The sequence below is a fragment of the Shewanella sp. SG44-2 genome (assembly GCF_014164215.1).
Classification (GTDB): domain Bacteria; phylum Pseudomonadota; class Gammaproteobacteria; order Enterobacterales; family Shewanellaceae; genus Shewanella; species Shewanella frigidimarina.
Window position 1 is genome coordinate 63,859 of sequence record NZ_JACJEU010000001.1, and the last position, 25,997, is coordinate 89,855.

Here is a 25,997-nt window from a genome sequence, read left to right on the forward strand (position 1 = left end):
TGCAAATCAATATGTGGCTTCGGTATTAATAGAATGGTTTGAGTTATAAGCTGTTGCAAAATGTGTTAACTCCATAGGCTGAGGGTTTTTTCTAATGCTTGTGGTTTACCCAATAAGTAGCCTTGGACGACATCGCACCCAAGCTGACTTAAAATTTGCAGCTGGCTTTCTGTCTCGACTCCTTCAGCGACAATATGTAATCCAAGTCGTTGCGCCATGGCGATAACGGCGCTGCATAAAGTAAAATCTTCATTATTGTCTGCAATGCCACTGACAAAACTTCGGTCTATTTTTAATCCATCAATATTGAATTTGCGCAATAAACTCAATGAGGCGAACCCAGTACCAAAATCGTCTAGCCACACTTGTACGTCTTCTTGTTTGAAGGCATTAAACACTTTACAAATGGTTTGCGGGTCGTGAATTAGCGCGGTTTCGGTTAATTCTAATTTAACTGCAGACGGTGGGATTTGGAGTTCAACAATAAGAGACATGAGTTGTTCATAAACATTAGTATGCAGTAACTGAACTGGGGATACATTCAATGATAAACAAATGTTTTGCATGCCCTGGTTACGCATGCGCTTTAAATCCAGCAATGCTTGTTGAAATATCCAACTTCCTAACTCTAAGATTTGTCCACTTTGCTCAGCACATGGAATAAAGTCACATGGTGAAATAACCCCAAATGTTGGCGAGTCACATCGAACCAAGGATTCAAAGCCGACGATTCTACCTGTTTGCACTGAAATAAGCGGTTGATACACCATGCTGAAACAATGTTGCTTTAATGCCTCATCGATAACGTCGGTAAGGTCATTCCAATTTGAGTTACTTGCATCTTCATTTATCACGGTTTGTTTTTGGGGATACATGTCTGACTCCAAAACGATTAATTCCTATGTGGTAATTAATAGACAGCAAGAGTCGAGCCAATAAAATAATTAATAATCATCCGGTAAGGCACTGATAAATAATGTAATAATTGCAGTAAAATTGATTAAGTTTTTTTAGGTAGCAACTTGCCATTCTGTTTGCAAAATGCAATTCAAATTACAAAGCAAACAGATGACTACCGTAAGAATTTAGACAGGGTTTGTAAGAAGTGAACTTTGTTGATGGGTTTTGAAACATAATCGTCCATACCGGCATCCATAAAGCGTTTTTTATCCCCTTCCATAGCATTGGCAGTAAAAGCAATGATTGGCGTTGTTTGGCATAAAGAGTCTGCTCGAATGAGTGTAGATGCTGTAATGCCATCCATTCTTGGCATATATATATCCATTAAAATAACGTCGTATTTTAGCTTTTTAGCCGCTTCAACGGCCTCTATGCCATCATTAACAATATCAATATTACATTGCAGTTTATCGCACATCGCTTGCATCACTAGTTGATTAGTCTTGTCATCATCGGCTAGCAATATTTTGACATTTCTATCGCGAAGATTGAGATTGCTAATTAATGTTGCAGAGTTATATTCAGCTGGTTTAGCCAGGGTAAACGGTATACCAATAATAATTTCGGTACCGCTTTGTTCTTGGCTGTTTATCGTTAATGTACCTTGCATTAACTTAACTAAATTATTACTGATGGCTAGGCCTAACCCAGTACCTGAGCTGTGTTTTATTGCGCTATTATCGACTTGAGTAAAGGGTTCTAAGATGTGATTCAACATTGTTTCAGGAATACCAATCCCCGTGTCGGTAATGGTAATCGTCACGTTCACTTGAGTATCTGAGACCACATCGTATGTCGCGGTTAAGTTTATACTTCCCACTTTGGTGAATTTGATCGCATTTGATAATAAATTCAGCACGAGTTGGCGTATGCGGCCTGGATCACCGAGCAAACTTAACTCTTGTTCAGGTAATGATAAACTAAGCGATAAACCACTCGCCTCAGCATTGGTATTCATCAAGCTGCAGGCAGATTGCAGTGTCGTCGTTAAATTAAAGGGTTCAGAGACTAAGGTTAACTTACCTGCTTCCATTTTGCTGACATCTAAAATGTCGTTCAATATTTGCAGTAGGCTATTAGATGAATCTTGCATTGTGGTTAAATAAAATTGTTGCTGCGAATTAAGCTCTTCATCGTCAACCAATACATCCAAAAGGCCAATAATACCATTTAATGGTGTTCTGACTTCGTGACTGACATTGGCTAAAAATTTTGATTTAACTACGTTAGCCGTTTCTGCTTTTTGGCGCGCTTCAATCAGTTGTAATTCTTTGCGTTTCAACTCAGTTATATCGGTATGGAACCCGACAATTCCGCCATCTCGCATTGGCCGTTCAACCATTTTAATCCAACGGCCATCATTGAACTCAATAACCCGCCCTGGTTGTAGGTTGCGTAGGTCATCTACATCTAGAAAATCAGATTGTTTAACTAAACTGCGTACTGTAGAGTTTTTTCGTAACTCTTGATAACTAATGCCTTCGCGAACAATATCGGCCAGTTCAGGATAAAGCGAAATAAAATTTTGATTATACACCGCCACTTTTTGCTCATTATCAAAAATGATAAATCCATCAGCTAGTGCTTCAATCGCATCACGAAAACGTCTTTCATTCCTCACTTGATTAACCGATAGAATATGCAACATTTTACGTAAGTTAGCCGGTAATCGAAGCAAAAAATACATCAATGTGGCCAGACAGCCACCAGCAAAAATGTATAGCGTATAATGCCACCAAGCATCGTTAGTTGACTCGTCGGGAGTTAAATGTTCAATAATATCAGCTTGCGTAATTACATGTTGATTGTCTGTTTGTATCGCGAGAAACATGCTGGATGCCAGTACAATCAAACTGATTGAAAAAGCAACTGTTCTGCGGGTCCATAGTGGCGATGGTTTCGTGAGTAAGCTGATTAATCTTTGAGTAAATGAGCTTTGTTTGTCGGTTGCTATTTCTGCACTACGTTGGCGGATCAGGCCTTCAATTACTTTGCCAAAATCTTGCAGATGCTGTTTGTCGCTATAACTAAATTGTCTTGGTTTGGTGTCGATAATGCACAAGGTGCCAATACGATGACCACCTGCAGTTTGTAACGGAAATCCTGCATAAAAACGAATTTTAGGGCCATCTAAAACTAAGGGATTATCAGCAAAGCGTTGGTCTTCTAGGGTATCTTCAACAACAAATACATCACTGGAATGAATGGCATGGCCACAAAAGGACTCCGCCCTACCTGTTTCGCAGGCTTCTAAACCTTGTTTGGATTTGAACCATTGTCTATTTTTATCAACCAAACTGACCAAACAAATTGATACATTGAAGTAGGCTTGGACAAAACGAGTCATGTGATCAAACTGCTCTTCTGGAGACGTGTCCAGCAAATTCAACTCAAGTAATGCCTTAAGCCTGTTTGCTTCATCAATTGTCGGTTGTGGTTTATCCATATTAGGTCCCTAGAATTATCAAACATCAATACCACTCTATATTACTATCAGTGCTATCGCTATATAGAGTTGATTTGTATGCACAAATCATTGAGGCAACCGTTATAAGCCATTTAATTGATCTAAAGTATATTGGAGTTTACCTAACTTACTATGCTTAACAGTATTGCTTGAATTTAAATAGCGTTGGAGTAACTCATACAAGCTGTCTCGATTGATGGGTTTTGCTAAGTAATCATTCATTCCTGCTTGAATAAAACGCTTTTTATCACCATGAATAGCGTTAGCCGTAACGGCAATAATCGGTGTTTGACTGAATATTTCTCGACCAGAACGAATCTTTTCTGTCGCGGTAATGCCATCCATAACAGGCATTTGAATATCCATAAGGATTAAGTCGGTTTTGTGTTCAGCTAAGTAATCCAATGCTGCTTGGCCATTTTCAGCACAATGAACTTCACACCCCACTTGAGCGAGTAATTGACTTAACACAGCCTGATTGTTGATGTTATCTTCGACGATTAATACATGCTTATCAGTAAATTGCAGTGCCAGCGAAGGTGGAAATCCACTCTCACATGAATGAGTTAATTCTAGATTAACTAAAGGATCGTCTAATAACTCTAATGCCCAACTCAAATGTGATAATTTAAATGGGCCATTAAGCTGAATTTCGTTTTGATTGTTATACACAAAACTACTCTCTTGGCCGAGTAAGTCTATAGAAAGAAAACACACTTTGGTTGATTTAATGTTATTGATGGCTTGCAAATAATCACGACAAGACTGCAATTGATTTGGTTCTGTTAACACAATAATATCGACATTATCTGCCAGCTGTTGTGGTAAATCAGTCGGGCTATTAAACGCACTATAAGTGAGACTGTAATGCTGCAACATATTGTAAACGGCTGGATTTAAGCTGTTATTTTGACCGACAACCCAACAATGGGAATATTTATTATTATTAATAATCTTGGCGGTTGAATCACAAATTTTAGGCTCAACAATTAGCGGTATTTCAACAATAAAACGACTGCCGACATCAATGCTAGACTCAACACGTATATCGCCGCTCATCGCTTCACAAATTTGTCGACAAATGGCTAACCCTAAGCCACTACCACCATAAACACGAGTTGATGAAGTGTCTGATTGCATAAACGCTTCAAACATTTGTTCAATTTTATCTGCTTCAATACCGATCCCCGTATCTTGAACAATTATTTGCAAGGTGAGTTGGTCATCATTATTCATGTAATTAACCGATACCACGACCTCCCCTTGGAGGGTAAATTTAATGGCATTGGCCAATAAATTAATTAATATCTGCCTGATACGTGCCTTATCACCAATGATAGCTAGCGGCACTGTTGGCATAATATTTAAGATAACTGATAAGCCTTTTTCTAAAGCTGGGCCAGATACGATATCAATCGCTTCTTCAAGGCAACGATCAAGTTTAAAAGGTTCATTAATAATATTTATTTTACCAGCTTCAAAACGTGAATAGGTCAGCACATCATCTAAGATACTCAACAATGCATCACTACTGGTTCTGATCATGTCCGTAAAGCGTGTTTGCTCGCGGGTTAAGCCGCTTTCGAGCAGGATATCAGCAGAACCAATCACCGCATTCAGTGGTGTACGAATTTCATGGCTTATATTGGCCATAAAACGACTTTTAGCTTCGGATAATTGCTCTGCTTGATATTTAGCTTCTTGTAAAACCTTTAAAGCTGCTCGGTTTTCGCTAATGTCGGTTTGTACCGCTATAAAGTGACTAATGTTGCCAGTGCTATCAATAACCGGACTGGTATTAATGTTGACCCAATAAGATTCTCCATGACAATTATAATTAATAATGTCGGTTTGAAAGCTTCTACCATGACGCAATGCCTCTGACATTAAGGTGATAGTTTGAGGATCGCTGTCTTTACCTTGCAATAGATAACCCGGTTTTTTACCCAGAATATTTTTTAAGATATAACCGGTTCTTTCTTCGAAACTTTTATTCACCCACTCAATACATCCCTCGCGATTGGTTATCACCACTAAATTTTTGGTATGGCTGGCCACTAACGATAAACGCTTAACATAATTTTGTTGATGAAGTAGTTGTGCTTGTATGTCTTTATGCTGCTGAATTTCAAACAGCGAACCGATGTAACCACCGCTACCATCTTGCACTAACTTTAATTCAAACCAGTGATGCTGACCGTTGATTAACTTAAGCTGAACTTCAATAATGGTTGGGGCAGTGTTACGGCTATCGGCTAATTTATGCAGACACACTTCAAGTAATGCCAGTTGCGTTGACGAACTGATTAACGTACACAAATTCATTTTCTCTAACGACTCACGCTCATAACCTAATCGCTTTTTCCAAGCGGGATTGGTATACGTTAACTCAAGTTTGTCATTACATTCAAAAATGCATTCATCTAAGAGTTCGAGTAATTTAGTTTGACGTTTTTGTGCATGAGAGAGTTTTTCAACAAGTGCATGTTGAATTTGAACCTGTAGCTCATCTTGACATTCATCAGCCATTTTTAGCCGCCTTTATTGGTTAGCTTAAGTCGTTCGAATGACACTATTGGGTATATTGTGGCAACACATCTTCGCTATAAACTGACGAAACAGACGGCTTATTAACGACATTGGATAATCAATTCCTACGGTGTCGTATTAGCGTTAAAGTATTTTTTAGTAGGTTGGTAATCGGTGACGATTGTTCAATGACGCTATGTAAAATGCCGTCCATAAAAAGTCGTCATATAGGTTCCAATCAATACCAACACTATATTTGAAAATGCCGTCATCCCCTCAATTGTATATAAAGTAGAACAAGGCTTTTATTGTGGCTGCCATTGAACTAAAAATTTCTCTAATGCCAACTTAGTGACTGGTTTCTCTAAATAGTGGGTAATGCCTTTGCTAAACAGATGCTGGATTTCATCGGGTTCTGTGAGTCCGGTTAACGCCACTTTAGGGGTTAATCGATTAATGGCGTCATCGCTAACCAGTCTTTGAGCTACATCGCTGCCGTACAATCCTGGCATACGCTCATCGAGCAGAATTAAATCAAAAGGTTGTTGTTGTGCTAGTGCTAGGGCTGAATTGCCGTCATTAGCCGACACGACTTTACAGCCGAGCTTTTCAAGCATGGCTTGGGTGGCAACTTGACTAGGAATACTGTCGTCGGCAACAAGTATAGATAATGGTTCTGGTGAAGCTTGCTTGTTAATCATGTTAATAATATCCGTATCATAAAATGGCCAAAACAAAGATGAGGCTTGGCTAACATCGGTATTTGGATCATTCACAATGTTATATAACGTCAGCTTGATAACGTCATTGTTATTATCACTATCATTGGTGGTTTTAGAGTCGCCGTCAATTAAGTCTACACTCAACGCAGACTTCATTTTCAAATGAGTAAAATTAACCGACGAAAGTTTAATGTATGGCGCTAAAACGGCTTTAATCTTGCTCGATTCACTTTGTAATTCGATGAATTGATGAGGAATCGACACTGCCTGAGAAAAAAAGGCTTTCTCTGGCGTTGTGCAAATGGCCGCAACGTCGGTGTTATCATCAGCATAAATGGCAAGCTCTAAATGCTTACTTTTAGCAGCAACAATAAGCACAATTTTTTCATCTGCGACTTGTAGCACTTGTTTTATCAGTTCACTCAATTGTTGATGCATTAACGCCGGATCTGACTGATATACCGCACTGTAATAACCTGTGTTATTGATTAAACATGGTTGGATAGTTTTCCCATGCGCGGCTAATTCTTTAGCAAGAACACATTGAATAAATTCAAGTAATTCTATTTTTATACTCATAACGACCAGCCTCTTTGTTCATTGTTCACAACTAAGAAGAGGAAAGCAATTTATACGCCACTCGCACCAAAATCACCTAATGCATTGTTATTTAAAGATATTATACAATAACAAGCAACAATAATTAGTGAGTGGATATTTGATTTGCATCATGAGACGCAATTTGAGTCGCAAAATGCAAATCAAATTGCATAAGACAAGTCACCCAGTAAAACTGAAGAGATAAAAATAAGACACTCAGAGGCAATGCCGATAACGAAGAGTACTCACAAATGCTAACGAAAAATTCAATGTAAAACTTTGCCAGGTAAAAGCAAGCCTTGGATAATGCTGATTATCGATGAATAAACATAAAAGAAAAAGCCGCGTTGAGTGACCTGTGTGTTTGGCATTGAAAATAACATGTAAAGTAACATTGATAGTGACATTGATAGTGACACTACCATCAAGCGAACTCATAAAATCCATTAACCTACATCGTTAATCCATCGCAATCAGTTACCTACTTCGCACCTTGTTGTTTATCAAACGCTAGCCCCAAAGGTTCAAAATATTCCATCATGGCTTGATATATTTCACGGCAGTGTTGTGCATCGGGATAAGCGCCATGCTTAGCAAGTGGTGAGTCGATAGTACTGTTAACCAAGTATGGATTAGAAATTTCGGCATGATCCTGTGAATATAATTCAATGCAGGATTCAAACGCACGCGCCATCATTTCGGTCGGTTTGGCAAAGTAATGGCAGCGTTGCTGCTTATCGAGTGCGATGGAGCGACGCACATAGTCATGTGGCTCTTGGCCGTTGGCACTCAGCAAGGTCACTTTAAATAAGCTAGAGAGTTTTTTATTCAGCGGGTGGGCGATTATGGATTTATCGGCCAGCCAATTGTCGCTGGCACAAGCAAATAAATTGGCACGACTTAAGTTAGTCCGACTTGTATTGGTAGTTTGCTCTGATAATACAAGCGACGACAAATACGGGTCTAATAGACTGTCGTCGATAAACATTTTATCAGCAATATAGTGATCGAATGCATGCCAAAACTCATGAGCCAACGCCCCTGCTCCGGCATTTTTGGCTAAGGCCAGTTCTCGGTATGCTGGCGAATAATGAGCTTGCACACCTTTTTGGCCGCCATGGCCAAAGGCAAAGCGTAAGCTACCGCGTAAACCAATCAATTCTGGTGGTACCGCTAATATGTTGGCTAAGTCTGCTAGCGAATCAAAAATTAAATTGGCCGCCAGCGCCGATTCCTCACGGTTAACCCATTTGCCAACACGGATATGCTGCAAACCAAAAGTGTGCTTAATGTCGAGAAAACTGACCGAATCGCCATTACGATAGTCGGGGCCAATACGTTCAAAATGACGTTGATGATTTAATAATGAATGATGTGAAGCCAAACATACCTCTGTTGTCACTAAAGCGATTACTAAAACGTTTACACAAAAACGAATGCTGAACATAGTGGTTAATTATGCCATGTTTAACGCCATACACAGTCTTATAAAAACAAACTGATAGTAAAAAATACCGCTAACGCCGCCTAATGCCACCAGCGCGCCATAAGAATATCTATTCACGATTATGCAAAAATAAAAGTATTACCCTCGGTAAATTTTTAACCTTTATTCAGTTTAATGCTTATTTACTCAAAATAAGGCTAAGCAGGTTAACTAATAAACGATCTATAAACATAGAGTTTATTTTACCCTTCATTTAAGTGACTTATTTTGTCAGCTATTACGTCCACCAGCACTTAATGGATCGTATACATTACGATTCAGTATTAAGACTCTACATTACAGCTATTGATCACGGCTCTTTATTGCGAGATGCGCCTAAAGCGTAAACAACAGTATTGAGGGTCATTTAAGTATTACTAATTGGATTCCTATTTAAGCGTGTTAGCAGTACGATGGTTTAAGCTTAATTCTTCATGGAGTATGTATGATTTATACCACGACTGAAACGATTCCTGGTCGGGACATTATCGAGATTGTCGGCGTTGTAACAGGTAATGTTGTTCAATCTAAACATATTGGCCGAGATATCATGGCAGGCTTAAAGAGTATTGTCGGTGGCGAGATCCACGGTTACACCGAAATGTTAAGTGACGCCAGAGATGTCGCAATTAATCGTTTAGTTGCCAGCGCGGCCCAAAAAGGGGCTGATGCGATTGCGGGGATCCGCTTTACGACAAGTGCCATTATGGATGGGTCGTCTGAAATTATGGCTTTTGGTACTGCAGTGAAATTAGGGCCAAGCAGATAAATCAGCCTGAAACTAAACTCATTAATTTATCGATAACTTATTTATATGAGTCTCGCTCGCCTAGAGCAAATACGCAGCTAAGTGTTTATCAGCTCTTATCTACATGTTTAGCTTAGTGTTAAACACGATTATTTTAATCTTGATGTTGCCCGAGCTTAACGCCGAAATACCTCTATTGATCAAACATAACTAATATGACCAAGCATAACGAGTATGACCAAACATAACGAATAGGTGATTTTATGATTAACAATATTTCTTTAGCTGTTGCCGTGTTATTCGCCTCTACTAATGTATATGCGGTAGAAAGCCTTATCACTGTTGAAAGCCATTACTCGGCCAAAGAAACGGCAGATAGGTTTGAGTCAATTATAAAAGACAAAGGGTTTACGGTTTTTGCGCGGATTGATCATCAAAAAAATGCCGCCGGAGTGAATTTAACTCTGAAGCCAACTGAAGTGATCATTTTCGGTAATCCTAACATTGGCACCCAATTAATGCAGTGTAACAAATTTGTCGCGATTGACTTGCCACAAAAAGTTTTGGTTAGCGAGGATGCTGATAACAAGGTTTGGCTGTCGTATAACAATCCGCAGTACATTAAACAGCGTCATAGTATTACAGGTTGCGATGAGGTCATTAATAAAATTTCTGGTGCTCTTAATACGTTAAGCATTGCTGCAACGTCTAAGTAATCTGAACTAGGGTAACTTGGACAAGAATGACCTGAACTAGGATGGCCTAAACAAGGAATAGTAAACGACGCTCAACAGCCCTTTGCCTTGCTAACTGCCTTATTCATTACACAGTTAGCAAGGCAAATGACAAGCTTAGTTATGGTTATGGTTATGGTGTTTCAGAGAATAAACGCATCCCTTTACTGCCACAGTGGCACGATTAACCTACAGAACTACGGAACTACGGAACTACGGAACTACGGCAAGGTGATAATCATTAACGATGTACAGTTGTATATATCAGCAGTATTGGATAGATAAATTTAGAGGTTTTTAATGAATAGTGAAGTGGTATTAATTTCCGGTGCGAATAGAGGCATTGGTTTAGCGTTAACTGAGCAATATCTTATCAACGGTTGCAGCGTCATAGCGACCTGTAGAAATACCACTACAGCGACTGAGCTTATGTCGTTAAAGGCTCAGTTTGCTGACAAATTATTGATTGAGTCACTGGATATAACGAACTCTGAATCAATCCAGCGCTTAGCGAATAATCTCAGCCAGCAAAATATTAGTCTCGATTTAATTGTTAATAATGCGGGCTTTTTAGATCGAGATAATCACAGTATTCATGCGATCGATTATGCTGACGCTGAAATGTGTTTTAAAGTGAACGCGCTCGGGCCATTATTTTTAACCCATTGTTTAATAAACCTGCTGAATAAAACACGTTTATGCAAAATAGCGATTATCTCTTCTTCAAAGGGAGCGCTATCACAAGAACAAGGTGTCGATTGGTATGGTTACCGAATGTCTAAAGCCGCAGCCAATATGTTAACTGTGAATTTAGCGACTGAACTGGTTAATGCTAACGTCGCGGTGGTATCTGTTCATCCTGGCTGGGTGCAAACTGATATGGGCGGCAGCTCTGCAAGTGTTAGCGTTAACGATTCCGCACTTGGAATTATCAAAGTGATCAACAATTTGTCGATCCACAATACCGGTCAGTTTTATGATGTTAGCGGTGAGCAACTGCCGTTCTAATCAGCGTATCTTCGCGCAACACTCTTTGGACAACTGAAACTCACTATTTTCGAGTGTTAATGCTTAAACACTCAATCCATAACATTAAATTATCAAAAGGATAAGTTTTAATAATTTAATGTTTAAGCATGCTCGCTGTATATTACTCTTATCGAACATAGTTCATCATTAATACGTATAATTCACTTGGCAATGTAACCAATTGTTTATCCGACTTTTTACCCGAGTGCTTGCACATTTAATGATGCGATTCAAAGATATTGCCAAAAGAGAAATAGATGAAATTTTTACACACCATGTTGAGAGTTGTTGACCTAGCGAAATCAATCGAGTTTTACACCAATGTACTGGGCATGAAAGTGTTAGAAATAACCGAAAACAAAGAGTATCGCTACACCTTAGTCTTTGTCGGTTATGGCACTCAAGCAGACAGCACCACAATTGAATTAACCTATAACTGGGATACCAATGAGTATGATCAAGGTAATGCTTTTGGTCATATTGCGCTGGGTGTAGAGGATATTTATAGTGCCTGTAATGACATTAAGGCACGCGGTGGCAAAGTCACCCGTGAACCAGGACCGGTAAAAGGTGGTACAACCCACATCGCCTTTATCGTCGATCCTGATGGATACCAAATTGAACTCATCCAAATTAGTCAGTAAAGAGGAATACACAATGAAAGATTCACTATTTCAACCGATACAACTCGGTAAACTTTCTTTAAAAAATCGTATTGTTATGCCTCCAATGACGCGATCGCGCGCCTCTCAGCCAGGTAATGTTGCCAACGATATGATGGCTGAATATTATGCTCAACGCGCTTCAGCGGGCCTTATTGTGAGTGAAGGTACCCAGATTTCAGCCATGGGCCAAGGTTATGCTTGGACGCCAGGTATTTATTCTCCAGAACAAATAGCCGGATGGCAAAAAGTCACCAACGCTGTGCATGCAAAAGGCGGCACGATCTTCGCCCAACTTTGGCATGTTGGCCGCGTGACTCACCCAGATAATATCAATGGCAAGCAACCTATTTCGTCTTCGGCATTAAAAGCACAAAATGTAAAAGTGTTTGTGGATAATGGTACTGACGAACCTGGTTTTGTTGACGTGGTTGTGGCGCGTGAAATGTCTAAAGCTGACATTGAACATGTTATTGGTGAATATCGCCAAGCGGCGATAAATGCTATTGAAGCAGGTTTTGATGGCATAGAATTGCATGCTGCGAACGGTTATTTAATTAACCAGTTTATCGATTCTGAAGCGAATAATCGTATTGACGAATATGGTGGTAGTATCGAAAACCGTCTGCGTTTCTTAGGTGAAGTGGTTGGTGCAATGACAGATGCCATCGGTGCTGATCGTGTTGGTGTTCGTCTTGCGCCATTTACATCTTTAAATGGTACTGTTGATGCAACCCCCATTGAAACCTACACCGCAGCGGCAGTATTACTGAACAGCTTAAATGTGGTTTACATTCATTTTGCTGAAGTCGATTGGGATGATGCCCCGGAGACTCCTGCAGCGTTTAAAGATGCAGTTCGAGCGGCCTATAAAGGGATACTCATTTATGCTGGTCGTTACGACGGTGAAAAAGGCACACAGGCAATTAACGATGGCCTAGCTGATATGATTGGTTTTGGTCGACCATTTGTATCTAATCCTGATTTGCCAAACCGCATTAAGCATGGTTATCCATTAGCGGTGCACACACCAGAGACATTATTTGGCGGCTCTGAAAAAGGCTTAACTGATTACCCACAATACAGCCCAAGTTAATAGCAATCGTGCTATTTAACTACGTGCTATTTAACTAAGTGAATATTTGAGCGATTCTGACGTAACGTTAGGATCGCTTTGTGCGTATAGACCACTTATCAATCTTCATCTGTCTTTATGTGATGCTGTATCATTCAGCGTTGCCAAAACCTTACTCCCTTAGCCCTGCCATAAGCTGAAAAAACGTTGAATGAAAAACCAATGAGTTGCGCGGCAAACTATTCTTATACTGGCCACTATGCTTGGTGCTGTGGGTTGGATAGCCTCCAAACTTGTTATTTAGAGATGCACGGTGAAGTGTTTATTGATGCTAAAACTAAGTGAAGCTATTGATGTTAAAGCGGAGTGGCGATTTGATTAATCTCAGCATTAAACTGAGATTAATCATAATTGAATTAACTAAAGTTTTCGTGGTAAGCAATCATAAAGTCTTCTCTTATTAACTGCTCTAAATGTATGGCGCGTTCTGTGGGGCAAAAAATCATGATATGCACATTTTGCTCGCCGTTAATGCCGCTAGTGATATGAATATGCGGTTCGCTGCCAGGTAAATCGACACCAGCATGTTTTTCTATTACGCCGTTGTAACGTTTAGCCACTTCAATAAAGTCTTCACAGTGCTGTTCTATTTGACGGGTTAACGCCGGAAACAATGTATAGAGATTAACAAACTGGACTACGGTAATCGTTATGTTGTGGTAAACATAACGTTTCATAAAGTTGAGGTTTTTAACCGCATAGGTAAAAAACATACTGTTAGGTAACGTCGCGGTTTTTCCTGTGTAATGGTATTGACCTTGATCGAGGTCGATCTCTTGGATCACTGTGGCCATTAAGTTATGTTCAATCACTTCGCCATATATTTTTCCCACTTCAATCCAATCACCAATCACAAATGAACGTGAACTCGCGCGTTGTATTGAGCCGGTAAAGCAAAGAATGATTTCTTTTGATGCTATCACTATGGCAATGGCAATGGCGGTAACTGACAGGGCAAATTTGCTAACTTCGGATTGCCAAAGTATGAACAAAATAACCAGTATTAAAATGAAGGTGCCATTTTTAGTGCGTGACATCCATTTGCGCTGCACATCAGAAAGAAAAGCGACGTCGCCACGAATACTTGAAATGATAAAACGTTTTATCACTGAGATAAGCATTATTATTAACACCGTTAATAATAATTTGTGTTCAAGAAAGAAATCGACGATCAAAGTTATATTATCTATCAAACCTGTTACCTACTTTGTTTGTGTTTTCACACTGATGGTGCTGAATTACGGACATTCCGGCCGTCACTCTATTGGCAATAGCAGCAGAAGACAAGGTAATTAGGCCATAACAGCATGAGGTCTAACCTGGTGCAGCATTTAACACTTAGTCAACTTCGGTAAACTTGCCCCTTAATAAACACGATAAAACCATTAATGTGGCTGACATTAATGGTTTTAAGCGTATCGACATGCGGAATAAAGAAATGAATATGTTAGCTGGTGATCATTTTAGTTAGATTGGTAGTAAATAACCGTTGGTGTTATTGCTATAACATCATCATATGGATACCCCAAAGCATTTGGCTGCCCTTTTACTGGCTTAACATCTGAGTTGTCGCTTAACTTAACTCCCCAATGATTATTACTAATACCTTCGAAAATAATATTAATTACCCCGTCACTTTCTTTAACCATCGCGGCAACGTGGTACTTGGCCATAATGTCCCTTACCCTAGCTGAGCGTGTTGAGCACATATTACACGCTTCTATATTGGTGACATTTTTAAAAAAAGTGGCATCGCCTGAAGGTACAAACCCAGCTACCGCTGACGGTTGATATTGAATAATACCTGCGGGGGTGAAAAATGCGTTATTGACTCTAAATACATTATCATCTGACTGCTGCACGATAGTGATATCGACATTGTCCTTAAAAAAAACACGGATTACGTCTTGCTGTATCAGCAATTTGTTGATGGCCTTAACCCTTTGGTTTCGACATGATTTTTCATTGCACAGTACTCGATTGGGCAAACTGGTGACAAAGTTGGGGTCGGCTTTAAATATCGCGTTACTCATTACACCTAAGTTGAAATTAGCAAAATCATTTTTATCCTCTGCTGAGGTAAATTTTGTAGGGTGCACATCAAGCAAACCATACGGTGAGGCTAATCCGGGCAATATTTCTGCAATGCCATTTTTGGGTAATAAACCCCGTAAATGATTTATTGTTGCACGGTACTCTTTATCAGAATCTGCGGTGAGGAAATTTGGTAAGTTGTTAGCGCAGACAACTATAGGCACTAGCAATGAGCATAACAAAAATAGATAAGTGGCTCTCATAGGTGAGTAACATCCTTTTAATGTCATCGTTAACGTCATTGTTGCTTAAGCAAAACACAATTTTGTTGTCATGATGTTATAAAAACAAGCAAAGTGAAAGCTGTACGTTGTCATTATTAGTACTCTTTACTCAATAATGTCGACTCGGTTAGAGTGCAGACTTCACAATAAACCGAGCACTCTGCACATGTATATTACTTAGCGCTAAACACGTGAACAATTATTGATGACAAGTTCACTCAGAATAAGCAGAGCCACTATCGTTCTGCCTCATTTGGCGTTAACTAGGTAACACGATAACGCCGAGTTGCTCTAATAATTGCTCTTGTTGCCAGTCGCAGATTTTGACCCCCGTTAAGTTAACTCGACGAGGATCCAAACCGGTTAATTCACAATGTGATAAATCACAATATTGCATATCAAATTGTTGCCAGCTATTGGATGAAAATTCACCGCGACTTAAATCTGAACCTTTAAAAGAGGCCTTTTGTAAATTGGCGCCCGTCCAACGGTTTTCGAACAAGTCACATTTTTCAATGCATTGCTTTTCAAAGTCGGTATAAGACAAATTACAGCCGGTAATATACACCAAGCAAAAATAACTTTTGTGTGAAATCTGGTTTACAAAGCTGGTTTTTAAAAAACTGGCTCCTTGTAAATCACATTCTCTAAACTCGGCTCCAAAACCATTAGCACCTTGAAAGTTGGCCATGCCTAGCTTGCAATGTTTGAAACTGGCATCACGCAAATCGGCGTACATAAATTGGCAACCTATACTGTCTCCTGCTTCAATAAACTTACAGTTGATGAATGTTGCATCCCTTAAGTCTGCACGACTGAAGTCGCAATGATAGAAAAGACAATTTTCAAATGTGGTTTCAGGTAAAAGTTGTTGTGAGAAATCATGTTCACGAAAAGTTTGGTTGTTACTCATCAGGGCCTCCAAATTGACTATTGGCCAAGGTTAACATTGTAAAACAGCAAAAAACCAATTTATTAACACCATTAAAATCAACACATTAAAAACCCCTCAAATAGCGATTTTAAGGGGCGAAAGAGACGTTTTGAAAGACTTTATATAGCATCACCCTAGTCGCTTCCCTCGAAAAAACTTTTAACCACTTCACCAGCGACTGAACTAAATGTGCTTTTGGCTGAAAATCACTCAGTTTGATAACACATTTTGTCTGTTTTCTGAGTAAGCGTATAAATTCATTTAAACCGAAATGTTGGTATTAGCTTCAGTATTTTGGCTTAATTTGACAGCGAAAAACCATTAATGCTTAGGGGATAAGTTTCACGCGCTAGCATTTCTGTTAACAAGCAATTTATTTAAAACCTGATTCTTACGCTTAATGGTCGATTGAGAGTTGGCAAGTCTGCTTTGATAAAAAGCAAAGAAAGAGAGCGCATAATCTCAATACTGCTTATCTATATTTATCTGTTCTCGCAAATAAGTTGTGTCGTATTTATTGTTGCCAATATTGGGTACAGCCGATATTGCAATGGCTGTTAAAAACAACAACATCATGTTTCTACAAAATCCCCAAGTGAAGTGCTTGATCACCTTCTCTATGAATTAGTGATCTGCGACAATTTGTCCAATTTCATTTTTGTTAACTTGATCAACATCATAAATACTGCGATATAGCCCTACATATGTTATGGGAATATCTCACAAATTGATTTATATCAAAGACGATTTTTAGCCAAGTTCTAAAATTGATACCGATGGATTGCAACTAATTATTAGCCACTGAGCTAACTTAAGCAGAAGGTATCAACATGGACACACATGCAGCCCTTTATAAACAGGGTCAAGATCGCCTTGATTATTTACGCCAATTTGCCCAACGTCAGCCCGTATCACTACAACAAAAAATGGCCAACATTGGGATATCTCGTCGAGACTTCATTAAGTGGACCGCATCGGTCTCCGCAATGTTCGCCTTGCCCCTACCCTTTAGTAATCTGGTTGCCGAAGCGGCTGAATTAGCCGACCGAGTACCGTTAATTTGGTTACATTTAGCCGAATGTACCGGGTGCTCTGAGTCATTAATTCGTACCGATTCGCCCAATTTAGACACATTGATTTTTGATCATATCTCGCTTGAATATCATGAAACCTTAATGGCAGCCTCTGGTTGGCAAGCCGAAGAGAACCTAGAGCATGCACTAGAAACTTACAAAGGTCGGTATTTACTGGCCGTTGAAGGTGCCGTCCCTACCGCCAATAACGGCACCTTTTTAACCGTAGGCTGTAAAGGTCACACAGGTTTACACATTGTTAAAGAAGCGGCTGAAAATGCTGCTGCAATTATCTCTGTCGGGACTTGCGCTGCCTTTGGTGGTGTACAAGCCGCTGCACCCAATCCTACTGGTGCAAAAGGCGTTTACGAAGTGGTCAATAAGCCAGTGATTAACTTAGGCGGTTGTCCTCCGAGTGAAAAGAACATTGTTGGCACGTTAATGTATTTCATTATGTTCGGTAAATTACCTGCGCTGGACATGTTTAATCGTCCTAAATGGGCATACGGCGCACGGGTACATGATAACTGTGAACGTCGTGGTCGCTTTGATGCTGGTGAGTTTGTTGAAGAGTTTGGCGATGAAGGTGCTAAAGAAGGTTACTGCCTTTATAAGGTCGGCTGTAAAGGCCCTTATACCTACAACAACTGCCCAACTGAGCGCTTTAACCACCACACCAGTTGGCCGGTGTTAGCAGGTCATGGCTGTATGGGTTGCTCTGAACCGAATTTTTGGGATGACATGGCGGACTTTGAAAAACCGCTAGGACGCCAACTTTTACATGGCATTGATGCCACCGCTGACACCATTGGTGCGGTCATTTTAGGCGCTACCGTTGTTGGTATTGGCGCCCATGCAGTTGCTAGCGTATTTGCTAAGCCTTTGGAGGAATAATCATGAGTAAACGTGTCGTTATCGACCCTATCACCCGTATCGAAGGCCATTTACGTGTCGAAGTTGAAGTTGATGACAATAATGTCATTACCAAGGCTTGGTCTTCGTCGACCTTATGGCGGGGCATTGAGGTTATTTTAAAAGGCCGAACTCCAATGGATGTGGGCTTAATTGTGCAGCGTATTTGTGGCGTATGTACCTATTCGCACTATCGTTGTGGTACTGAGGCCGTTGAGAATGCCCTCGGAGTTAAGATCCCTCTTAATGCAAAATACTTACGCAGCTTAATGCAGTCGTCACTCTACATGCATGATCATATTGTGCATTTTTATCATTTACATGGTCTTGATTGGGTAGATGTTGTATCGGCATTAAGTGCCGACCCAGCCTTAGCCGCTAAAGTGGCAATGAATTACTCTGATGCACCGATTGCTGCCGGTGAAGGTGAATTAAAAGCGGTACAGGCACGCGTAAAAGGCTTGGTCGAAACCGGAAAACTAGGACCGTTTGCCAATGCCTATTGGGGTAATGGTACTTATCGTTTTACCCCTGAGCAAAACCTCATTGCGTTATCGCATTATTTAAAAGCACTTGAAGTACAACGTGTTGCGGCTGAAATGCTGGCTATTTTTGGTGGTAAATCGCCACACCCACAGTCTATTGTTGTGGGCGGCGTAACCTCAGTGCGAGACATGTTAAGCCCTGCCCGTTTACAAGAATGGAAACAAAAGCACGCCATCGTGCAAGACTTTATTGAGCGAGCTTACCAAGCCGATATTGTGATGGCAGCAGAAGCATTTGGCACTGAAGCCAGTGTACTTGGCGGTGTAAATGTTAACAGCTTCTTGTGCGGTGAAGATTTTATCACAGCCAATGGCGAGTATTTATTTAACCAAGGAGTCATTTTAAACGGTGATTTAGCCAATGTATTGGATATCGATCCGAGCTTGATTAAAGAAGACGTGACTCACGCTTGGTATAAAGCCGATGGTCCGCAACATCCATATCAAGGCACCACCATTCCTGATTACACCGGGTTTATTGAGCGCGACACTGTGTATGGCAAATTGCCGACCATTAATGGCGATGGTAAATACTCGTGGGTTAAGTCTCCGCGTTACCAGGATGAACCGATTGAAGTGGGTCCACTAGCCTGTTTATTAGTTAACTATGCTCGCGGAAACCAAGTTGTGGTCAATGCGGTTGATGGTTTGTTAGCTCGCACTGGCTTGCCTCTTGAGGCGTTGTTTACCACTTTAGGCCGTACTGCTGCACGTATGTTGCAAACCGTATTGGTTGGCCAAGCCAGTTTGCAAACCTTTGATTCTTTACTGATTAACATACAGTCGGATCAGTCTACTTACGTTAAACCTGAGATAGACCCAGACCGCGTTTACGAAGGTTATTCGATGATTGAAGCTCCTCGCGGCATGTTAAGTCATTGGATCCGGATTAAAGATGCCAAAGTCGAAAACTACCAAGCTGTGGTTCCTACTACCTGGAACGCAGGCCCTGTGGATGCTAACGGTAAAATGGGCCCATACGAAGCTTCGTTGATTGGTTTGAAACTTGAAGACCCAACTAAGCCTTTAGAAGTCATTCGCATTATTCATTCCTTTGATCCTTGTATGGCGTGTTCCGTTCACGTGATGGATTACAAGAAACATACCCTAGGTCAATTTAAAATTGATCCAAATGGGTTTTAATCAGAGGTCATGGAGTAGGAGGGATAAAAGTATGGAACATATTGCAACCCATAATCGGCAGCTGATATTTACTCCAGCGATTCGAATATTTCACTGGTTACGCGCTCTGGCCATTTTGGTATTAGTGATCACCGGATTTTATATCTCGTGGCCATTTTTAGTGGCGCCTGCCAGCACTGATGTACTGGTACAAGGTTGGATCCGATTTGCGCATATCATTTTTGGATTTGTGCTCACCAGTATCACTTTGGTGCGTTTTTATTTGTTTTTCTTCAGTCGCAACAACATTGAAAGACGTTCGTTTAAAGATGTGCTGAGTGTGAAAAGCTGGATAACACAATTAAAATCCTATTTATGGATGGGTAATTTGCATAAAGCTGGGGTTTACGGACCGTTACAGTTTATGACTTATGTGGCGATTTCGTTTGTTGCCTTGATTGTGTGTATTACAGGCTTAGTGCTGTACGCCAATGTGTACCACTTAGGCTTGGGCGGGTTACTTGGCGATGTATCTGCATGGTTAACAGCACTTTGTGGCGGCTTAGCATCACTTAGAACCTTCCACCATTATTTAACTTGGGCCTTCATTATTTTTGTGGTGATCCATGTGTATATGGCGGTGTGGTCAGGTATTCGTTTTAAACATAATTCAGTCGACTCAATAGTGTCTGGCTATGACTATCACAAAGATCATAAATAAGGTGAATCTATTATTGTGAAAAAAATATTGCTGTTAGGTATAGGCAATGTATTGTACGCCGATGAAGGAGTCGGCGTGCATTTTGTCAATTATATCAAAGAGAAATACCAATTTAGCCACCAAACTGACAGCATAGATATTGTCGACGGTGGCACCTTAGCTCAAGGCCTTATTCCGATGATAAGCCAGTACGACCATTTAATTGTGGTCGATACGGTGAACAGTGTTGGCGTGGAGCCTGGTGAAGTGTACTTTTTCGATTTTGATCACGCCCCTGCTGAAATCGATTGGCAAGGTAGTGCTCATGAAGTGGAAATGCTGCAAACACTCAACATGATGGACATTGTGGGTGATAGGCCACACACGTTTGTATTAGGTGTTACCCCTACCGTGATTGAGCCAATGACTTTGGGGCTTACGCCACATTTACATGCCGCCATTCCGCTAATGGAACACGCCCTGTTAACCCATTTAACCGACTTAGGGTTTAGCCAGCAGATTGTGAATGAAATAACGGTTGATCAGGTGATTCCTGACGCTTATAAGCGAGGTTGCTATGTCGATGCATAACATTCGATTTGATTTTGTATGCCAACGCCATGTGCCGTTATATGAGCACTTGTGCAATCAATACCTTGAACGCAGCGAATTTAATATCAGTATTGGTGCTGAATCCGAGCCTCAAACCAGTAAAATACGTTACTTTATTGAGGCCTTTGCTCCTCAAGCGCAGCTTGAATCGTTAGCCGATGACATCGCCAGTGATTTCTTGTTATCTGTTTGGTTGCTTGACACCCACATTCAGCGTATAGAGCAGCACAGCGGGCAGCGAAAACCATTTAACATTAAGCCGCTTCACTCTGGTTTACCGCTGAATTTTTGCCAACATTGCCAGCCAAAATTTGGCGATAATCAACATCCTTCTTTTGGTAATATTAATCTACAATGTCATCATTGTATGGGGCATGAAAAACTCAGTCGTGATGAAAAATCGTTAACTCAAACCGATATCGCCGCAATGGCAAACCGCTTACTCAGCCATAAGTCTCTGCCCTTACCTATTCTTGGGATCACGTTATGGTTAACCCCACCAGCGGCCATATTGTCCTCAACCAGACAATCCTCAACCATATCGCCAAATGCAGATAAACAACTGACAAACTCATCACAGACCAATACGCCAATGACCAAAACAATAAAATATCAACGGCCTCGAATATTAGTCTGTAATCCCAATTCTTTAAATAGTCATTTTATTGTTAATGACAGCCAAGTGTTGGCATTATCTAGCATCGAAAAACCCTTGCTAAGAGTACGACCAAGTAGCGAGCATCCCAGCTTATTAGCGCCGCTGTATGATATTCAATTTGCTGAAAATCGTTTATTAGTGATACTCACCGAAGTACTGCGCCAAAAAGGCATTAATTGGTTGCATGTCACTAGTGATATTGAACCACATACTAGCCAAGAAGCCCTGCTCAATAAGCCGTTGCGTTTAGCCAGTATTAATCAACATTGGTTACCGATCACCACCCTAAGCGATGGCAGCATACCGTTACCGACTAATGTGACCTGTTTGCATGGTGAGCATCATTACCAGGATGACCAACATACGTTCAAGGTTCAAAGCACTAAAACTGATATTAATTGGCAAGTGAGTGACAACGGTGCTAAATCGTCTACTTCAGCGTCAGCTTCACCGTTAACTTTGCCACCTGTTTTAGCCAGTTCTTGTGCAGAAGACTCAAACACAATAACTAACGATATTACTACCAGCTTATGTGCATTGAATGCAGCGGTATTACGTTGTGATCCCAATAAAAATCACCATAAAGCGCAATTTGTTAAACATGCTGCGGTATTGTATTTCAGCCAACAAAATGCTTGCCAAATTGTCACACTCGACAGCCAAAGTAACCCTGAATTATTTTTCCAATTACCGACGTTGCCGACATCAGGTTATGAGATTTGTCATAGTTTGTCTGAGTCGCCGCAAAAATGTCTGTTAGATAAGTTTAAACAGTTATTTCCAGCCGAATATAATCAATTATTGGATCTTCACATTCAAGCCGACGATGGTGCATTGTCTCAGCTAATGGCTGTTGCAACCCTAATTATTGGCGCCTATCCGGTAGAAACTGCTCAACGAGTGACCGTAACCGAACTTGCCGATAAATTTATTGCTTTGGCGATGTCTCATCATGGCAATAATGCACCACGCATTGATTTTCCTCTCACCAAAGGCGCCGCGCATCGTAGCCTCAATTGGTGTAAAACCTTGGGCACATTAATGAGTTTCAAGTTGGCAGGCGAGACTAACTTAGCAAAACTTGCTTTTGCATTTCATGACTCGTTTGCCGACTACTTAAGCCATTGGGTAGAACATTTAGATCAAAATATTGGCGTAAAACAATTAGTGATAGCTGGAAGCGAATTTGCTAATCCGGTGCTAACTGAACGGGTGCAATTACGTATTGGTAAAAACTTTCCACTGGTGGTCAATCCATTATTGGATTTAGATGGCGTTAATATCGCAATTGGTGGGCTATATCTCAAACAAAGACGTAGATAAAAGGTATCTTAAAGTATATCAGTTATCGCTTATCCTTGTATGAGATTGAGTCCTTATGAAACCATTACAGCAAGTTACCATTATTGTTAAAGGTATTGTGCAAGGGGTTGGTTTTCGCCCCTTTGTTTTTCGTTTGGCACATCAGTTAAATTTAGTCGGTAGCGTGCTAAATAATCACCTTGGGGTGACGATTGTTTTACAAGGTAATAGCGAACTGATTGAACAGTTTATCGATAAATTAGCTAAATCTCCGCCGCCATTAGCGCGCATTGATGCCATTGAGGTTACTCATCAAGCTCAATTAAGTTTATTTGACCAATTTAGTATTATTGATAGCCATGCCGCTACTGACGAACATGCAAATGTTGCTATTTCGGCCGACATGAGTATTTGCCGAGATTGTCTTAACGACATTAATGACCCTCAAAACCGCCACTATCAATACCCATTTACCAATTGCACCAATTGCGGTCCACGCTACACCATTATCAACGCCCTGCCTTATGACCGATGCAACACTGCAATGGCTGATTTTGAAATGTGCGATGATTGCCACGCCGCTTATATCAATCCAATGAATCGACGCTACCACGCACAACCAGTGAGTTGCCCACATTGTGGTCCACAATTAACCTTTAGCGTTATCAATGCTCGTGCTGAATGTCTTTATGATTCATCGATGTTGATGGCATTAGAGCAAGCCGTTGAAATGATAAACCGTGGTGGCATCGTGGCCATTAAAGGTTTAGGCGGTTTTCATTTGGTGTGTGATGCTACCAATAACGATGCGGTTGCAGCCCTGCGTCAACGTAAACAACGCCTCGCCAAGCCATTGGCGATAATGGTGACTAACTTGGCCCAGGCGAAATTATGTGTCAGCGGTACTGAAACGGAATGGCAAGTATTAACCAGCCCTGAGAAGCCGATTACCTTGATGACCAAACGTGTTGCTAGTGTTGATGGTAAAGATAATGGTAGAGATAATTGCGGAAATATTCACCCTATCGCACTGAGTCCATTGCTAGCGCCGGGTATTGATCGCCTTGGAGTATTTTTACCCTACACACCATTACATCATTTATTGATGCAGCGATTACACAAACCCATTGTGGCTACCAGTGCCAATCGCAGCGGAGAACCAATTATTGGTAATCAAGCTGAGATTGAGCAGCATTTAAGCCATGTCGTCGATGGGATCCTCGACCATAATCGGCCGATTATTAACGCTTGCGATGACAGCGTGGTACAAGTGATTGACGGGCAGCTGCAAGTCCTTCGATTAGCTCGCGGTTATGCGCCGTTAACCATTAATTTGCACTCACCGATGCTATCAAACAGTAAAAATAGCGTGTTGGCTGTTGGCGCACAACAGAAAAATACGGTCGCATTCGGTTTTGCCGATAATCTGATCGTATCGCCGCACATTGGGGATTTATTCACTCTAGAAACAGAGCAATATTTTAGCCGAAGCTTAGCAACATTTAAGCGTTTGTATGACTTTATCCCGAGTCATATAGTGCACGATAATCACCCGCAATATGCGCCGACACAATGGGCAGTAAACTACCAATCTGAACATCGCCTTTTGCCATCTCATTGCATTGGCATACAACACCACTTCGCCCATGTTTTGTCTGTTATGGCGATGCACCAACGCACTGAGCAAGTATTAGGATTCAGTTTTGATGGCACAGGCCTAGGTGATGACGGCACATTATGGGGCAGCGAAGTAATGCTGGCTGATGTGCACGGTTTTACCACGGTGGCCCACTTTAGTTCGTTTAAGTTAATTGGCGGTGAGCAAGCGATTAAACACCCAGTTAGAATTCTGCTGGCATTATTGTTTGAACAAATGTCGCTTGAACAAGTACTTTCACTCCCCATTGCCGCTATCGCCGACTTAGGCAGCAAAACTGTCACAAATTTATATCAGCTGTGGCGTAACAATAGCCATTGTATTGAATGTCGATCTGTTGGGCGTTTATTTGATGCTCTTGCTGTAGCGTTAGGTTTTATTGGTAGCTCGCAGTACGAAGGTCAAGCGGGCATGATGATTGAAACAGCAGCCAATGCCTATTATAGCGAATCAAATATTGAGCCTTTATCTGTAACGCTCAACACCTTAAGCGACCCCGAGTCGTTACCTATTCAATGGCATAGTAGCGGCTTTATTACTCAATTGGTTAACTGCGCGGTGGAATGCTCACATAACCCTTTAATTAAACAACAAGTATGTTGGCATTTTATTAATATGATTAGTCAGCAATTGGATAGCGTTGGGCAACAATATCCCCAATTACCACAAGTATTTTGTGGTGGTGTATTTCAAAACAAAACCTTACTCAGCCAGTGTATTGATGATTGTAAACGTGGCCAACGGCAAATTTTACCCAGTGGCCATATTCCCATTAATGACGGTGGTATTGCATTAGGCCAATTGTGGTATGGCATACATCACATGGCGTAAGTGTATCGAGTACTCTCAACTTCTTAACCAATGTAAGTCACTTAAGTAACTTTAATATATGCATTTTTTATCGTAATCGAGCTAACAACCAGAATCGCTAAAGCTGTCATGCAGCATCAAAATTGACCTTCAGATAATTGTGGCATCTGTCACATAATTAACGCAATAACACTGTTGTTCACAGTGTTTATTGCAAAAGCTGATGTGTATCAAAGAATCCTTTATCCACTTAACCGACACTAGTTAATAAGAATAACAACA

The 25,997-nt window shown here is 40.7% G+C and carries 19 protein-coding genes; 11 read left to right on the forward strand and 8 right to left on the reverse strand.

Annotated elements, in window-relative coordinates; genetic code table 11:
- Positions 1-65 precede the first annotated feature (65 nt).
- The 5 genes from H5181_RS00240 to H5181_RS00260 form a co-directional block, all read right to left on the reverse strand.
- Complete coding sequence (locus tag H5181_RS00240) at positions 66-875, reverse strand: bifunctional diguanylate cyclase/phosphodiesterase (RefSeq protein ID WP_220491610.1); 810 nt, start codon at positions 873-875, stop codon at positions 66-68.
- Between the two features lie 197 nt (positions 876-1,072).
- On the reverse strand, positions 1,073-3,406 hold the full coding sequence (locus H5181_RS00245) for an ATP-binding protein (RefSeq protein ID WP_182749742.1): 2,334 nt from the start codon (positions 3,404-3,406) through the stop codon (positions 1,073-1,075).
- 102 nt (positions 3,407-3,508) lie between these two features.
- Positions 3,509-5,956: a PAS domain-containing hybrid sensor histidine kinase/response regulator gene (locus H5181_RS00250; protein ID WP_182749745.1), complete on the reverse strand. Its 2,448-nt coding sequence runs from the start codon at positions 5,954-5,956 to the stop codon at positions 3,509-3,511.
- Between the two features lie 305 nt (positions 5,957-6,261).
- Positions 6,262-7,257, reverse strand: coding sequence for a response regulator (locus tag H5181_RS00255; protein WP_182749747.1), 996 nt, complete (start codon positions 7,255-7,257; stop codon positions 6,262-6,264).
- 502 nt (positions 7,258-7,759) lie between these two features.
- Positions 7,760-8,662 (reverse strand): CLCA_X family protein, encoded by a 903-nt coding sequence (locus H5181_RS00260; protein ID WP_182749749.1) that lies wholly within the window; start codon positions 8,660-8,662, stop codon positions 7,760-7,762.
- A 547-nt stretch (positions 8,663-9,209) separates the two neighbouring features.
- Here H5181_RS00260 and H5181_RS00265 point away from each other — a divergent pair.
- The 5 genes from H5181_RS00265 (at position 9,210) to H5181_RS00285 (ending at position 13,033) form a co-directional block, all read left to right on the forward strand.
- A complete protein-coding gene (locus H5181_RS00265; RefSeq protein ID WP_182749751.1) occupies positions 9,210-9,533 on the forward strand; it encodes a heavy metal-binding domain-containing protein in 324 nt (107 codons plus the stop codon).
- A gap of 242 nt (positions 9,534-9,775) precedes the next feature.
- Positions 9,776-10,228: a DUF302 domain-containing protein gene (locus H5181_RS00270; protein ID WP_182749753.1), complete on the forward strand. Its 453-nt coding sequence runs from the start codon at positions 9,776-9,778 to the stop codon at positions 10,226-10,228.
- A 318-nt stretch (positions 10,229-10,546) separates the two neighbouring features.
- Positions 10,547-11,254 carry an SDR family oxidoreductase gene (locus tag H5181_RS00275; protein WP_182749755.1) on the forward strand — a complete coding sequence of 236 codons (708 nt, stop codon included), beginning with the start codon at positions 10,547-10,549 and terminating at the stop codon, positions 11,252-11,254.
- Between the two features lie 278 nt (positions 11,255-11,532).
- Positions 11,533-11,919 (forward strand): lactoylglutathione lyase, encoded by a 387-nt coding sequence (gloA, locus tag H5181_RS00280; protein ID WP_182749757.1) that lies wholly within the window; start codon positions 11,533-11,535, stop codon positions 11,917-11,919.
- Between the two features lie 13 nt (positions 11,920-11,932).
- Positions 11,933-13,033 carry an alkene reductase gene (locus tag H5181_RS00285; protein WP_182749759.1) on the forward strand — a complete coding sequence of 367 codons (1,101 nt, stop codon included), beginning with the start codon at positions 11,933-11,935 and terminating at the stop codon, positions 13,031-13,033.
- Between the two features lie 395 nt (positions 13,034-13,428).
- Here the strand turns inward: H5181_RS00285 and H5181_RS00290 are convergent, their stop codons facing one another.
- The 3 genes from H5181_RS00290 to H5181_RS00300 all read right to left on the reverse strand — a co-directional run bounded on the left by H5181_RS00290 (position 13,429) and on the right by H5181_RS00300 (position 16,306).
- Positions 13,429-14,193, reverse strand: coding sequence for a mechanosensitive ion channel domain-containing protein (locus H5181_RS00290; RefSeq protein ID WP_404948474.1), 765 nt, complete (start codon positions 14,191-14,193; stop codon positions 13,429-13,431).
- A gap of 342 nt (positions 14,194-14,535) precedes the next feature.
- Entirely contained in the window at positions 14,536-15,369 is an 834-nt protein-coding gene (locus H5181_RS00295; RefSeq protein ID WP_123777568.1) for a hypothetical protein, read from the reverse strand.
- A 280-nt stretch (positions 15,370-15,649) separates the two neighbouring features.
- A complete protein-coding gene (locus tag H5181_RS00300; protein ID WP_220491619.1) occupies positions 15,650-16,306 on the reverse strand; it encodes a Qnr family pentapeptide repeat protein in 657 nt (218 codons plus the stop codon).
- An 848-nt stretch (positions 16,307-17,154) separates the two neighbouring features.
- Between H5181_RS00300 and hyaA the strand changes: the two genes are divergently transcribed.
- From hyaA to hypF, 6 genes are read left to right on the forward strand one after another with little or no spacing between them, the layout of a single operon-like run.
- Positions 17,155-18,291, forward strand: a complete 1,137-nt coding sequence (gene hyaA, locus H5181_RS00305) for a nickel-dependent hydrogenase small subunit (RefSeq protein ID WP_123883805.1) — start codon at positions 17,155-17,157, stop codon at positions 18,289-18,291.
- 2 nt (positions 18,292-18,293) lie between these two features.
- A complete protein-coding gene (hyaB, locus tag H5181_RS00310; RefSeq protein WP_182749764.1) occupies positions 18,294-19,997 on the forward strand; it encodes a nickel-dependent hydrogenase large subunit in 1,704 nt (567 codons plus the stop codon).
- Positions 19,998-20,028: 31 nt separating this feature from the next.
- Positions 20,029-20,697: a Ni/Fe-hydrogenase, b-type cytochrome subunit gene (gene cybH, locus H5181_RS00315; protein WP_011637561.1), complete on the forward strand. Its 669-nt coding sequence runs from the start codon at positions 20,029-20,031 to the stop codon at positions 20,695-20,697.
- A 15-nt stretch (positions 20,698-20,712) separates the two neighbouring features.
- A complete protein-coding gene (locus tag H5181_RS00320) occupies positions 20,713-21,267 on the forward strand; it encodes a HyaD/HybD family hydrogenase maturation endopeptidase (RefSeq protein ID WP_011637562.1) in 555 nt (184 codons plus the stop codon).
- The gene (locus H5181_RS00325) at positions 21,254-23,269 is read left to right on the forward strand and encodes a NiFe hydrogenase (protein WP_220491612.1); all 2,016 of its coding nucleotides are present in this window, start codon (positions 21,254-21,256) and stop codon (positions 23,267-23,269) included. Before H5181_RS00320 ends, H5181_RS00325 begins: the two co-directional genes overlap by 14 nt.
- Positions 23,270-23,324: 55 nt before the next feature.
- Positions 23,325-25,736, forward strand: coding sequence for a carbamoyltransferase HypF (hypF, locus tag H5181_RS00330; protein ID WP_182749768.1), 2,412 nt, complete (start codon positions 23,325-23,327; stop codon positions 25,734-25,736).
- Positions 25,737-25,997 lie beyond the last annotated feature (261 nt).

What these genes read in the sequence shown, in the direction of transcription:
- H5181_RS00240 (WP_220491610.1), bottom strand. Translation starts at nt 875, where the DNA reads ATGTATCCCCAAAAACAAACCGTGATAAATGAAGATGCAAGTAACTCA.
- H5181_RS00245 (WP_182749742.1), bottom strand. Translation starts at nt 3,406, where the DNA reads ATGGATAAACCACAACCGACAATTGATGAAGCAAACAGGCTTAAGGCA.
- H5181_RS00250 (WP_182749745.1), bottom strand. Translation starts at nt 5,956, where the DNA reads ATGGCTGATGAATGTCAAGATGAGCTACAGGTTCAAATTCAACATGCA.
- H5181_RS00255 (WP_182749747.1), bottom strand. Translation starts at nt 7,257, where the DNA reads ATGAGTATAAAAATAGAATTACTTGAATTTATTCAATGTGTTCTTGCT.
- H5181_RS00265 (WP_182749751.1), top strand. Translation starts at nt 9,210, where the DNA reads ATGATTTATACCACGACTGAAACGATTCCTGGTCGGGACATTATCGAG.
- H5181_RS00270 (WP_182749753.1), top strand. Translation starts at nt 9,776, where the DNA reads ATGATTAACAATATTTCTTTAGCTGTTGCCGTGTTATTCGCCTCTACT.
- H5181_RS00275 (WP_182749755.1), top strand. Translation starts at nt 10,547, where the DNA reads ATGAATAGTGAAGTGGTATTAATTTCCGGTGCGAATAGAGGCATTGGT.
- gloA (WP_182749757.1), top strand. Translation starts at nt 11,533, where the DNA reads ATGAAATTTTTACACACCATGTTGAGAGTTGTTGACCTAGCGAAATCA.
- H5181_RS00285 (WP_182749759.1), top strand. Translation starts at nt 11,933, where the DNA reads ATGAAAGATTCACTATTTCAACCGATACAACTCGGTAAACTTTCTTTA.
- H5181_RS00290 (WP_404948474.1), bottom strand. Translation starts at nt 14,193, where the DNA reads ATGCTTATCTCAGTGATAAAACGTTTTATCATTTCAAGTATTCGTGGC.
- H5181_RS00295 (WP_123777568.1), bottom strand. Translation starts at nt 15,369, where the DNA reads ATGAGAGCCACTTATCTATTTTTGTTATGCTCATTGCTAGTGCCTATA.
- hyaA (WP_123883805.1), top strand. Translation starts at nt 17,155, where the DNA reads ATGGACACACATGCAGCCCTTTATAAACAGGGTCAAGATCGCCTTGAT.
- hyaB (WP_182749764.1), top strand. Translation starts at nt 18,294, where the DNA reads ATGAGTAAACGTGTCGTTATCGACCCTATCACCCGTATCGAAGGCCAT.
- cybH (WP_011637561.1), top strand. Translation starts at nt 20,029, where the DNA reads ATGGAACATATTGCAACCCATAATCGGCAGCTGATATTTACTCCAGCG.
- H5181_RS00325 (WP_220491612.1), top strand. Translation starts at nt 21,254, where the DNA reads ATGTCGATGCATAACATTCGATTTGATTTTGTATGCCAACGCCATGTG.
- hypF (WP_182749768.1), top strand. Translation starts at nt 23,325, where the DNA reads ATGAAACCATTACAGCAAGTTACCATTATTGTTAAAGGTATTGTGCAA.